The 12,624-nt window shown below is 68.0% G+C and carries 9 protein-coding genes and 1 tRNA gene; 4 read left to right on the forward strand and 6 right to left on the reverse strand.

Annotated elements, in window-relative coordinates; genetic code table 11:
- Nucleotides 1-52 precede the first annotated feature (52 nt).
- The 4 genes from E3T19_RS07320 to E3T19_RS07335 all read right to left on the reverse strand — a co-directional run bounded on the left by E3T19_RS07320 (nucleotide 53) and on the right by E3T19_RS07335 (nucleotide 6,326).
- Nucleotides 53-126 (reverse strand) — tRNA-Pro (locus E3T19_RS07320).
- Nucleotides 127-267: 141 nt separating this feature from the next.
- Nucleotides 268-2,811, reverse strand: a complete 2,544-nt coding sequence (locus tag E3T19_RS07325) for a transglycosylase domain-containing protein (protein WP_134408481.1) — start codon at nucleotides 2,809-2,811, stop codon at nucleotides 268-270.
- A 66-nt stretch (nucleotides 2,812-2,877) separates the two neighbouring features.
- The gene (locus E3T19_RS07330) at nucleotides 2,878-3,846 is read right to left on the reverse strand and encodes a metallophosphoesterase (protein ID WP_134408482.1); all 969 of its coding nucleotides are present in this window, start codon (nucleotides 3,844-3,846) and stop codon (nucleotides 2,878-2,880) included.
- On the reverse strand, nucleotides 3,843-6,326 hold the full coding sequence (locus tag E3T19_RS07335; RefSeq protein WP_241980069.1) for a transglycosylase domain-containing protein: 2,484 nt from the start codon (nucleotides 6,324-6,326) through the stop codon (nucleotides 3,843-3,845). Before E3T19_RS07335 ends, E3T19_RS07330 begins: the two co-directional genes overlap by 4 nt.
- A 111-nt stretch (nucleotides 6,327-6,437) precedes the next feature.
- Between E3T19_RS07335 and E3T19_RS18935 the strand changes: the two genes are divergently transcribed.
- The gene (locus tag E3T19_RS18935) at nucleotides 6,438-6,605 is read left to right on the forward strand and encodes a hypothetical protein (protein ID WP_165787876.1); all 168 of its coding nucleotides are present in this window, start codon (nucleotides 6,438-6,440) and stop codon (nucleotides 6,603-6,605) included.
- Nucleotides 6,606-6,607: 2 nt separating this feature from the next.
- Nucleotides 6,608-7,078 (forward strand): RidA family protein, encoded by a 471-nt coding sequence (locus tag E3T19_RS07340; protein ID WP_134408484.1) that lies wholly within the window; start codon nucleotides 6,608-6,610, stop codon nucleotides 7,076-7,078.
- Nucleotides 7,079-7,136: 58 nt separating this feature from the next.
- Here E3T19_RS07340 and E3T19_RS07345 read toward each other — a convergent pair whose 3' ends face one another.
- Together E3T19_RS07345 and acs are read right to left on the reverse strand one after the other, a co-directional pair.
- A complete protein-coding gene (locus tag E3T19_RS07345) occupies nucleotides 7,137-8,342 on the reverse strand; it encodes an acyltransferase (RefSeq protein ID WP_134408485.1) in 1,206 nt (401 codons plus the stop codon).
- Nucleotides 8,343-8,476: 134 nt separating this feature from the next.
- Nucleotides 8,477-10,438, reverse strand: coding sequence for an acetate--CoA ligase (gene acs / locus E3T19_RS07350; protein WP_134408486.1), 1,962 nt, complete (start codon nucleotides 10,436-10,438; stop codon nucleotides 8,477-8,479).
- Between the two features lie 752 nt (nucleotides 10,439-11,190).
- Between acs and E3T19_RS07355 the strand changes: the two genes are divergently transcribed.
- Nucleotides 11,191-12,333 (forward strand): TadA family conjugal transfer-associated ATPase, encoded by a 1,143-nt coding sequence (locus E3T19_RS07355; protein WP_134408487.1) that lies wholly within the window; start codon nucleotides 11,191-11,193, stop codon nucleotides 12,331-12,333.
- A 38-nt stretch (nucleotides 12,334-12,371) separates the two neighbouring features.
- The coding region (locus tag E3T19_RS07360) for a hypothetical protein (RefSeq protein ID WP_198418775.1) at nucleotides 12,372-12,624 on the forward strand (253 nt) is incomplete at its 3' end.

Below are 12,624 nucleotides of genomic sequence, written 5' to 3' on the forward strand. Positions count from 1 at the left end.
AACTGGTGAGAACAGAAAAACCCCCACTCACTTGAGTGGGGGTTTATTTCTGTCGGGGTAACAGGATTTGAACCTGCGACCTCGTCGTCCCGAACGACGCGCGCTACCAAGCTGCGCCATACCCCGATGGTCCTGTGGACCTCGACAAGTATAACCCCATCGGACCGTCCGGCTCAGCCACCTCGTCGGTCGAGCTTGTCGAGACCCGGGATCTCGACAAGCTCGATCAGCGGTGGGGCTCGATCAACGTGTGGTGCGGTGGGGTTGTTAGCCGGGCGGGGCGGCGGCGGACTTGCCGACGACGACGGTCACGGTGCCGCCGGGGGCGGTGGGGGTGCCGGCGGCAGGCGCCATCGAGAGCACCTTGCCGTTCTGGCTCGCGTCGGTCACCGGCTGCTCGCTGGCCACCACCCCGAAACCGCTCAGCGTGCCCTTTGCCTGGTCTAGAGACTGCCCGACCACGTTCGGCAGCAGAATCTGGGAGCCATTGCTGGAGTACACCGTGACGGTGGCTCCGGTGCTGGTGCTGTCGCCGCCAGCTGGGTCGCTGCGTGAGACGGTACCGGCCGGCAACTCCGAGTCGGTCACGCCGCCGTCGAGGAAGCCGAAGCCGGCGGCCTCAATGGTCTCGCGCGCCGCATCCACGCTCTGGCCGCGCACGTCAGGCACGGTGACCTGCACCCCGCGGATGAGGTTGTTGGCGGCCTGCTCGAACTCGTCGCCTCCGTACTTGGCATTGGCCACGCTCATGATCTCCGGCCAGATGCGGTGCCGGGCGGTAGCCGCCTGGCCGCTGTCGAAGTACACGTTGCGCTGGTTGGTGTCGAAGCCGGTGACGCTCACCACGCCCACCACGGTGGCGACCTTGGTGCTCGCCCCGCTCATCCAGGTGTCCTTGCTGCCGTCGGTGGTTCCGGTCTTGCCGATCATCGGGGAGCGCGGGGAGGTGTTGCGATAGGAGACTCCGGCGGAACCCTGGGTCATCACCCGTTCCATGGCGTACGCCATGCCGGCGGCCACCTCGGGCTCCACCGACGCGGTGCAGGTCGACACCGGCGCTGGGATCTCGACGCCGTCGGCGCCGATGATCCGGTCGATCACGATGGGGGTGCAGGTGGTGCCCTTGTTGGCGATGCCGGCGAAGGCCACGGCCATGCTCAGCGGCGCGATCTCGTTGGTGCCCAACACTGAGGAGGCGCCCTTCTCCAGCGGGTCACCGTTGGCCCGGTGTACGCCGAAGGACTCGGCGGTGTCACGGATTTTGCACAGGTCCAGGCGCTTGGCCATACCCATGAAGCCGGTGTTGATCGAGTCGATGGTCGATTCCAGGGCCGAGTAGTTGCGGCCGGCCTCGTTGGAGTCGTTGCGCGGGTTGTAGGCCCCGAAGTTCTGCGGGCCGTCGCAGTAGTCCTGGAAGGTGCCCCAGTTGGACTTGCGTGCCGAGTCGACCCGTTCGCCGAGCGGATGGCCCTCCTTGAGCCATTCGGCCAGGGTGAAGACCTTGTAGGTGGAGCCGGGCTGGAAGCCCAGCGAGCCGCCCTGGTTGAAGTCGGTGTTGTAGTTGATGCCGGTGTACTCCGGGCCAGGAGCAACCTCCAACTGGGTGTAGATCTTGTTCTGCGCCATCGTGAGCACCCGGCCGGTGCCAACCTCCACGCTGGTCGCCACCGCTCCCACGTCCCAGTCCTCGAACGTCATCGGCACGTTCTCGGCGATGGCCGCCTCGGACGCCAACTGCAGCTCGATGTCGAGGGTGGTGTAGATCTGGTAGCCGCCGCGACGGAAGTTCGTCATGCGGGTGTCTTCGTCTGCGCCGAAGGTGGGATCGGTCTTGAGCTGGTAGGTGACGTAGTCGCAGAAGTATGCGGCGCCGCCGGCGGTCTGGCAGCCGGTGCTGGGCTCGGTGATGGCCGGTTCGATCGGGCTGGCGACGGCGGCGTCGTAGTCGGCTTGGTTGATCTTCTTGTGCTTGAGCATCTCGCGCAGGATGTAGTCGCGGCGGTCCTTGTTGGCGGCGTACCCGTTCGCGGCGCCGTTGGTCTCGCTCTCGGGCTCGTCCAGGCGGAACTTCTCAGGGTTGTTCACGATCGCGATGAGGCTCGCGGCCTGCGGCAGGGTGAGGGTGGCGGCGGTGGCCGAGAAGTAGTACTCGGCCGCGGCCTGGATGCCGTACACAGTGCCCCCGAAGCCGGTGATGTTCAGGTAGCCCTGCAGGATCTCGTCCTTGCTGTACGCCTTCTCCACCCCGATGGCCAGCCGCATCTCCTTGAGTTTGCGTTCCTCAGTGGGGTCGGTGGCCTCCTCGAAGCAGGCCTGAAGCTCGTCCGGGTCGGGCATGACCTCGCACTTTTGCACCAGCACGTTCTTGACGTACTGCTGGGTCACCGATGAGCCGCCCGAGGTGGGCCCGCCGGTGAACTTGGCCAGCGCCGCCCGCATGGTGCCCTGCAGGTCGATTCCGCCGTGTTCGCGAAACCGGGGGTCCTCACCGGCGACGACGGCGTCCTGCACGAACAGGTTCATGGCCGCCAGAGGAACTTCCACCCGGTTCTGGTCGTAGAACGAGGCGAGCTCGTAGGGGACTCCGCTGTTCGGCACCGCATAGATGGTGCTCACCTGCGACAGCTCGTCGATCTTGAGGTAATTCGGCAGGTTTTCGAAGGCGTTGATCGTGCTGCTCGCGGCCAGACTCGAGATTGCAAGCGCCGGGGTGATCCCGACAGCAATCAGCAGGCCGGCGACAGCGCTCATCGCCACGAAACCGGCGAGTCCCCCGATGACGCCGGAAAAAGTTCTCTTGGAATCCCCCATAAGAGCGAGCCTAGGGGATCGCCGGGGGACCCGGACGAGCCAAGCCACCCCAGAAGGGGGTCGTGGCTACGCGGCGGTGAGGGTGAGCAGGGTCGCCTCCGGCGGGCAGGCGAAGCGCACCGGCGCGTAGATCGAGGTGCCCAAACCCGCGGAAACATTGAGGTACGCGGTGCGCAGCCCCACACTCCACAGGCTGAGTCCCTTCACCTGACGGCGGGGAATATCACAATTGGTTACCAAAGCGCCGAACTTCGGCACGCACACCTGACCACCGTGGGTGTGCCCGGCCAGCATCAGCTGGGCGCCGTGGTTGACGAAGGAGTTGAGTACCCGCTGGTACGGGGCGTGCACCACACCCACGGTCAGCGTCGAGCGCCGGCCGGCCGGTTCTTCGGGGTCCGGCCAGGTCTCCTCGGTGAGCGGGTCGTTGCCGCGCATCTCGTCGATGGCTCCGGTGATCAGGTCGAGCCGGTCCCGGCGGATGTGCGGGTCATCGACCCCGAAGATCTCCAGGTGGGTGCCGTTGATGTCCAGCGCCTCAGCGGCGTTGTTCAGGTCGGTCCAGCCGAGGTCGGCGAACACCCGGTGCAGGTCGTCGGTGTCAAGCTCGACGTGCCGGCTGCGCAGCATCGACGGGCCGCCGAAGTACTTCAGCGGGTTCTTGGGCTGCGGGCCGAAGAAGTCGTTGGAGCCGTTCACGAAGATGCCCGGGATGCCCTTGAACGGTTCGAGGGCGTACTCCACGCCCGCGATGCCGTCTTCGTGACCCAGGTTGTCGCCGGTGTTCACAACGAGGTCGGGCTTCAGCGCGGCAAGACCGCGCACCCAGTCCTGCTTGTCGCGCTGCCACGGGGCCATGTGCAGATCGGAGAGGTGCAGCACCGTGATCGGTTCGGACCCGGGCGCGAGCACCGGAACCGTCACCTCACGCAGGGTGAACCGGCGGCGTTCCACGAGGGAACCCCAGGCGAACGCCGCCAGCCCCGCCGTGGTCACGGCGGCGGCGGAGGCGACGATGGCGCGCGCGGCGCTCAACCCGCCGCTCCCATCTTGCCCACCACGAGGGCGACCGAGCTGCCCCGGGATGCCGGGGTGCCGGCGGTCGGGGTCATCGCGATCACCTTGTTGTTCTGGTTGGGGTCGGTGACGGCCTGGTCGGTGGTCGTCACGGTGAAGCCGGTGAGCGTTCCCCTGGCCTGATCAAGGCTCTGGCCGGTCACGTCGGGCAGCAGGATCTGGTTCCCGTTGCTGGAGAACACCGTGATCGTGGCGCCGTTGCCGGCCGACGCGCCGGAGGCGGGGTCGGTGCGGGCCACGCTGCCGGCGGGCAGCTCGGAGTCGATCACGCCGCCGTCGGCGAACTCGAAGCCGGCGCCCTCGAGCGCGGTCTGGGCATCCGCCATCGACTGGCCACGCACGTCGGGCACGGGCACCTGAGCGCCCTGGATGACGTTGGTCGAGGCCTCAGAGAACTCGTCTCCGCCGTACTTGGCGTTGGCGACGCTCATGATGTCCGGCCACATGCGGTGCCGGGCGGTGGCCGCGGAGCCGCTCTCGAAGGCGTAGTCGCGGGACCGCTGGTTGGCCTCACCGGTGACGGCGACGACGCCCACAACGGTGGCGACCTTGCTGCTCGCGCCGGTCATCCAGGTGTCCTTGGCGCCGTCGGTGGTTCCGGTCTTGCCGATCATCGGCACCTTCGGGTAGGTGGAGTCGTTGGACTGGGTTGCGGAGCCCTCGGTGAGTACCCGCTTCATGGCGTACGCCATGCCGGCGGCCACGGATGGTTCAACCGACTGGTTGCAGGTGGAGGTGGGCGGTGCGATCTCGGCGTCGTCCGGTCCGACGATGCGGTCGATGACCACGGCCGAGCAGGTTTTGCCGGCGTTGGCGATGCCGGCGAAGGCCACGGCCATGCTCAGCGGGGCGATCTCATTGGTGCCGAGCACCGAGGAGGCACCCTTCTCGAGCTCGCCGCCATCCGCCCGGTGCACCCCGAAGGACTCAACGGTGTCGCGGATCTTGCAGAGGTCAAGCTTCTTGGCCATTCCGATGAAGCCGGTGTTGATCGAGTTGATGGTCGACTGCAGGGCGGTGTAGCCGGTGCCGGGCTCGTTCGCGTCGTTCTTCGGGTTGTAGCCGGGGAAGGTCTGCGGGCCGTCGCAGTAGTCCTGGAAGGTGCCCCAGTCGCTCTTGCGGGCCGAGTCGACGCGTTCGTTGAGCGCGTGACCCTCCTTCAGCCACTCGGCGAGGGTGAATACCTTGTACGTGGAGCCGGGCTGGAATCCGCTCGAGCCGCCCTGGTCGTAGTCGGTGTTGTAGTTGACGCCGGAGTACTGGGCGCCGGTGGCCTGCACCTCGGGGTCCTGGCTGTAGGTCTTGTTCTGCGCCATCGTGAGCACCCGGCCGGTGCCCACCTCAACGCTGGTGGCCACAGCGCCAACATCCCAGCTGGCGGTCTGCGGCACGTTCTCGGCCATGGTGGTCTCGGTGGCCAGCTGCAGGTCCAGGTCGAGGGTCGTGTAGATGTCGTAGCCGCCGCGACGGAAGTTCATCATGCGGGTGTCTTCGTCTTCGCCGAAGGTCGGGTCGCTCTTGAGCACGTGGGTGACGTAATCACAGAAGTAGGCGCTGCCGCCGGCGGTCTGGCATCCGGTGCTCGGCTCGGTGATGGTGGGCTCGATCGGGGACGCGATGGCAACGTCGTACTCCTCCTGGGTCACCTTCTTGTACTGCAGCATCTCGCCCAGGATGTAGTCGCGGCGTTCCTTGTTGGCGGCGTACCCGTTTGCGGCGCCGTTGGCTTCGCTCTCGGGCCGGTCCAGACGGAACTTCTCCGGGTTGTTCACGATGGCGATCAGGCTGGCCGACTGGGACAGGTTGAGGTTCGCCGCGGTGGTGTTGAAGTAGTACCCGGAGGCCGCTTCAATGCCGTACACGCTGCCGCCGAAGAGAGTGATGTTCAGGTAGCCCTGCAGGATCTCGAGCTTGCTGTATTCCTTCTCCACACCGATGGCCAGACGCATCTCCTTGAGCTTGCGCTCAGGAGAGGTTTCGGTGGCCTCGTCGTAGCAGGCGTCCAGCTTGTCCTGGTCGTTGAGCACCTCGCACTTTTGCACGAGAACGTTCTTGACGTACTGCTGGGTGATGGATGATCCACCCTGGGTGCCGCCGCCGGTGACGGTGGACAGGGCGCCACGAATGGTGCCCTGCAGGTCCACGCCGCCGTGCTCCTCGAAGCGGGGGTCCTCGCCGGCGACCGCGGCATCCTGCACGTACTGGCTCATGCTCGTGACCGGCACTTCGACGCGGTTCTGGTCGTAGAACGACGCCAGCGCGTACGGGGCGCCGTTGCCGTCGATGGCGTAGATGGTGCTCTTCTGGGAGAGCTGGTCGACCGTGAGGTAGTTGGGCAGGTTCTCGAACACGTTGATCGTGTTGGTGGCCGTCATGCCCGATACGGCGAGGGCGGGGGTCACGGCAACGGTGACGAGGACACCGGCGACGGCGCTCATCCCAATAAAGCCCAGGAGGCCGCCGAGCGCTCCACTAACCGTACGTTTTTTGGCAGACATACAATTGAGCGTAAGGGACACAACCTGAAAAATCGCCTGAATCGGAGCCGCATGACTGCCTGGGAATACCTCACCACCCCGCTGATGATCCACAACACAGCCGCCATCCTCAACAACTGGGGCTCGGAAGGTTGGGAGCTTGTGCAGGTCGTCACCGGCCCGGAAGGTGGACTTGTCGCCTACCTCAAGCGCCCCGTCGCCGGCTCGACCGGCGCCTGATCGTGTCGCAGATCGAGGCCCGTCTGGCCGAACTGGGCATTGAACTCCCGACGGTGGTCCCGCCGGTGGCGTCGTACGTTCCCGCCGTGGTGAGCGGGTCGCTGGTGTTCACCTCCGGCCAGCTGCCGATGGTGGCCGGCCTGATGCCGGCCACGGGCAAGGTCGGGGACGGCGAGGGCCTCGTGTCGGCCGCGGACGCCCAGGGCTACGCCCGGCAGTGCGCGCTCAACGCGCTCGCCGCCATCCAGAGTGTGATCGGCTCGCTGGACCGGATCACCCAGGTGGTCAAGGTCACCGGGTTCGTCGCATCCGCCCCGGACTTCACCGGCCAGCCCGGCGTGGTCAACGGCGCCTCCGATGTGCTCGGCGAGATCTTCGGCAGCATCGGTGTGCACGCCCGCTCCGCGGTGGGCGTGGCCGTGCTGCCGCTGGACTCGCCCGTCGAGGTGGAGCTGACCGTCTCCTTCGCTTGATCTCACCGTCGCGAGCTGTGACTCAAGCGCCTTTCCAGAGAGTTTTTCGGTGCTTTTCTCACAGCTCGCGACCTTGTCGTACAGCCTCGGGGCGCGGATGCCCGGCCGAGAACCTGGCCCCGACCCGACCCGCCAGCGTCTGCGCGGGCAACTCCACCCAGCGGTACATCAGCTGGGCAAGCACCAGGCTCAGCGGCACCGAGACCAGAGCGCCCCACCACCAGTGCTCCGGCCCGAACAGCTGCGCGAAGGTCACCACGATGGGGAAATGCACGAGGTACAGGCTGAAGCTGATGGTTCCGAGCCAGGCCAAGAGGCGCCCGCTGAGCATCCGCTGCACCGGCGGCCACAGCGCCACGGTCGCCACGATCAACACCGCGCCCGGCACCCGCAGCGACAGGGCCACGCTGTTCCACGGCTCGGTCAGCGCCGGCCGCAGCAGCCAGTACGCGATGAGCAGCACCGGCCCGAGCACGGCGATCGCCGCCCAAACCAGGGTGCCGCCGCGCCGACTGACCAGCCGGGTCGACCAGGCCAGGAGTGACCCGTGGTTGGCCGCGAGCAGGGCACCCAGGCCGAACGCCGGCAGGTACATCAGCGGCTCGATGCCGAGCAGGTACCCCGAGGTGGACGTGGCCATCAGCAGCGCCACCCAGGCCAGCGTCCACCGGCGGCTGGCCACGGCGAAGATCACGCCGACGGGCAGCAGCAGCGAGAACCACATCTCCCAGGCCAGCGACCAGAGCGGCGGGTTGACGTCGGGTCGGCCGGTGAAGCCCAGGATGCTGGCCTCGCGCAGCAGATTGCCGATGCCGAGGTCGGGGCTGCCCTGCTTCGCCATCCACGCGCCGCCGGCGCCGGTGCGCGGCACGAGCAAAATCCACGCGGCGGCCAGGCCCACCGACACGACCACCGGGATGGCCAGCCGGACGATGCGGCGCGGGTAGTACGCCAACCAGTCGTAGCCGGGCGCCTCCGCGGGGGGCCGGGTCCACTGCAAGCGCCGCAGCGGGGTGAGCACCAACACGAACCCGCTGAGCACGAAGAACACCAGCACGAACTCCGGGCCGGCGAAGAGGATCTTCAGCGGCGACAGGGTGACCCACCAGGCGGGGGAGAACACGGCCACGTCGGCACTGGAGCTGTACGCGGCCGAAATTGCCGGCGCGGTCATCGACACGTGGTGCACGAGCACGATCACAGCGGCGACCCCGCGCAGGGCGTCGAGTCCGCCCATCCGGTTGCGGGAGGTATCTCGAGACATTTGGCCCACGGTATGGGGCGTTCGTGAACGTTTACTCCGAGCCCACCCGCCCGAAGGCTCGCGAACTGCGAGAAAAGCACCTTCCCGGGCGTTCGGAAGGTGCTTAACTCACAGTTCGCGAGCGAGGAGCGGGGCTAGCGCATGCTCTCCGAGATGATCTGCATGATCGAGGTGTCGGCGAGGGTGGTGGTATCGCCGATCTCGCGGCCCTCGGCCACATCGCGCAGCAACCGCCGCATGATCTTGCCCGAGCGGGTCTTGGGCAGCTCGTTCACGATGTGGATCTCCCGCGGCCGGGCGATCGCCCCGATCTGCAACGTCACGTGCGCGCGCAGCACGGCGCTGATGTCGGCGTGCGACGCCGCATCCGTCTGGCTGAACTTGATGATCACGAACGCCACCACGGCCTGCCCGGTGGTCTCATCGTGCGCGCCCACCACCGCGGACTCGGCCACCATGGGGTGCGCCACCAGCGACGACTCGATCTCGGCGGTGGACAGCCGGTGCCCGGAGACGTTCATCACGTCATCGACCCGGCCGAGCAGCCAGATGTCGCCGTCGCGGTCGAGCCGGGCGCCGTCGCCGGCGAAGTACAGCGGACCGTTCGGGGCATCCTGGAACTTCTCCCAGTAGGTCTCGATGAAACGCTCCGGGTCGCCCCAGATGCCGCGCAGCATCGACGGCCACGGTCCGGTGACCACGAGCAGGCCGCCGTTGCCGTGCCCCACGTGCTCGCCGTCTTCACCGATCACGTCGATGGAGATGCCGGGGATGGCGACCTGCGCCGCGCCGGGCTTGGTCTCGGTGAGGCCGGGCAGCGCGGAGATCATGATCGCGCCGGTCTCGGTCTGCCACCAGGTGTCCACCACCGGGGTGACGTGGTTGCCGATCACCTCGCGGTACCACATCCACGCTTCCGGGTTGATCGGCTCGCCCACCGAGCCGAGCAGGCGCAGGCTGGTCAGGTCGAACTTCTGCGGCTCCTGTCGGCCGATTTTCATGAACGTGCGGATGGCGGTGGGCGCCGTGTACAGGATGCTCACCTTGTGCTTCTCGATGATCTCCCACCACCGGCCGGGGTGCGGGGTGTCGGGGGTGCCCTCGTAGAGCACCTGCGTGGCGCCGTTGGCCAGCGGCCCGTAGACCACGTAACTGTGGCCGGTGATCCAGCCCACGTCGGCGGTGCACCAGAACACGTCGGTCTCGGGCTTGAGGTCGAAGACGTTCTTGTGGGTGAAGGCCACCTGGGTGAGGTAGCCGCCGCTGGTGTGCAGGATGCCCTTGGGCTTACCGGTGGTGCCGGAGGTGTAGAGGATGAACAGTGGGTTCTCGGCCGGGAACGCCTGCGCCTCGTGCTCGCCGGAGACGGCGGCGAGCTCCTCGTGCCACCACTTGTCGCGTTCGTTCCACTCCACGTCGCCGCCGGTGCGGTTCACCACGAGCACGGTGCGCACCGAGGAGTCGCCGCTGGCCAGGGCCGCGTCGACCGCGGGCTTGAGCGGGGTGGCCCGGCCCTTGCGGTAGCCGCCGTCGGAGGTGATCACGACCACCGCTTCGGCGTCGTCGATGCGGGAGCGCAGGCTCTCGGCGCTGAAGCCGCCGAAGATCACCGAATGCACGGCGCCGATGCGGGCCACGGCGAGCATCGCCACGACGGCCTCGGGGATCATCGGCAGGTAGATGGCCACCCGGTCGCCGGCGCGCACGCCGAGGCTGAGAAGCACGTTCGCGGCACGTTTGACCTCCTCGGTGAGCTCTGCATAGGTGATCGAGCGGGTATCGCCCGGCTCGCCCTCCCAGTGCAGCGCCACCCGGTCGCCGTTGCCGGCGAGCACGTGCCGGTCGAGGCAGTTGTACGCCACGTTGAGCTCGCCGTCGTCGAACCACTTGGCGAACGGCGGATTGGTCCAGTCGAGGGTGCGGGTGAACGGTTTGTGCCAGTGCAGGAGGTCGCGGGCCTGCGCGGCCCAGAAACCAAGCCGATCTGCTGCGGCATCCGTGTAAAGAGCCTCGGTCGCCACTGATGTCGCGGCAAACTCCGGAGACGGCGGGAATCGGCGGGTTTCGTGGAGAAGATGGTCGATTTGCACGCTCATGATGGTTCGCTCCTTTGCGAGTTCAGGCGGTGGCGGGGCGCCGCGGCGGACCCGTCCCTGAACCCTACACGGCGGATACGCCCGTTCCGAGGACAAATTTCCCCGGAAGAACGGCCGGTTTTCTGCTCAGGATATTTTTGAAATCGTGCTCTCACGGGCTCATATTTTCGTGTCCTCATTTAGGGGGACCCGGAGGACTTGCGGATCTGATTTTCCCAAGTATGCTTATCAATGTCTGAACGAAAGTTTTGACCTGTGGTGTGTTGGTTCCCCCCAATCAACGCACTGCCGAGGCGGCACCTGTTCCCCCCAATAGGTGCCGCCCCCCTCTTTTAACAGCACGCTCTGCGCCTCTCAACGACGCACCCGTGCTTTCCCCGCCCGGCTCTGGCGCCCCCCGCGTGAACCGTGCAAACTGCGTGACCCGCTGTACCGCAATATCGCTGTATCGGCCCCCTCCAGGCAGAACCGTTGCCCGGCCGGACAACTGCGCCCCGCACACCGGGCGCAGTAGTCCGTCCGGGCAACAGTTGTCTCTGCACCCTGCCCGCTCCCGCCTCGTCGGTCGAGCTTGTCGGGAGCCGTGACACGCGCGCACGACGTGCCCGCCTCGTCGGTCGAGCTTGTCGAGACCCCGTGACGTGCGTGTGTGCCGTGCACCGCCGCTCCTCCACAGCCCCGTCCTCACCGGCCACCTCACACCACCGGATGCGCCACGGCGCCCGCACCCGCCCGCCCGCTAACGTGCCCGCATGCCAGAGCCCTTCGTCGCGGTGCCCTCCTTCCTCAACCGGTCCAGCGCCCTCACCGTCAGTACCGACCCCGATCGGGCAACGCTCGGGGGAGAGCGGCCGCAGCCCTCCTATCCAGCCGCGTGGCTGGACGCGGAGACAGACCCACCTCGCGACCGCGCCCTTGACCGCAGCCTCGACCCCATCCCGCCGCAACCTCCCCGCACCGACCTCTCCGTGCTCGGTCCGCTCAGCCGGTTCGCCCGCGACCCCGCCGTCACCGACCTCTTCGTGAACGGGGATGCCGGCCTCTGGCTCGACGCCGGACGCGGGCTGGTACCCGCGCCGGACTGGCACGGCGACGAGCGGAGCATCCGTGACCTGGCGGTGCGGCTGATCGCCCTCGGCGGCCGGCACATCGACGAAGCCAGCCCCTGCGTCGACGTGCGGCTGGCCGACGGCATCCGGGTGCACGCCGTGCTGCCGCCGGTATCGAGCACGGGCACGCTGCTGTCGATTCGGTTGCCGCGAACCGAGAGGCTCAGCCTCGACGCCCTCGCCGCCGGCGGCCTGTTCGGCCACGGTGAGGACGCGGCCGCCCAGCTGGGCCGGTTGCGCGCGGCGGTGCTCGACCGGGAGAACCTGCTCGTGACCGGTGCCGCCGGCAGTGGCAAGACCACCCTGCTCGCCGCGTTGCTCGGCGAGGCGCCCGCGGCCGAACGCATCGTGGCCATCGAGGATGTCGCCGAGCTGCGCATCAACCACCCGCACGTCGTGGCCCTGGAATCCCGGCAAGCCAACCTCGAGGGTGCCGGCCGCATCGGCCTGGACAGCCTGCTGCGCGAGGCGCTGCGGATGCGTCCGGACCGGTTGGTGCTCGGCGAGTGCCGGGGCGTGGAGATCCGTGAGCTGCTGGCCGCCCTGAACACCGGCCACGACGGCGGCGCCGGCACCCTGCACGCCAACTCCCTGGCCGATGTGCCCGCCCGGCTCGAGGCGCTCGGCGCGCTCGCCGGGATGAGTCCGGCGGCGGTGGCCCGGCAGACCGTGAGCGCGATCGGGCTGGTGTTGCACCTCGAGCGGCGGGGCGGCCGGCGGCGCCTGGCGCAGGTGGGCCGGTTCACCCTCGACGCCGCCGAGCGTCTCGCGACGGTGCCCGCGTGAGCCGCCGACGCGCCGCTCCGCCGCCGCCGATAGAGGAGGTGGCCCGCATCGCCGAACGTCTGGCCGTGCTGCTGTCGGCGGGGGTGTCGCCGGTGTCGGCCTGGGACTACCTGCTGCCGCCCGGGCCGACCGGTCGTGCCGAGCCGTTTGACCCGTCGGTGGTCGACCGTGCCGGGCCACCGGGGCCGCCGGCGGCGCGGGGGACCCGCCGTGTGAAGGCCCGGGCCGATGCCGAGCGGGCGCAGCACAGCATCTTGGCGGCCGCGGGACGCGCGGCCCGCAGCGGCGACG

Origin of the sequence: Cryobacterium sp. TMT4-31 (assembly GCF_004403385.1) — a bacterium.
In the GTDB taxonomy this organism is placed as follows: Bacteria; Actinomycetota; Actinomycetes; order Actinomycetales; family Microbacteriaceae; genus Cryobacterium; species Cryobacterium zongtaii.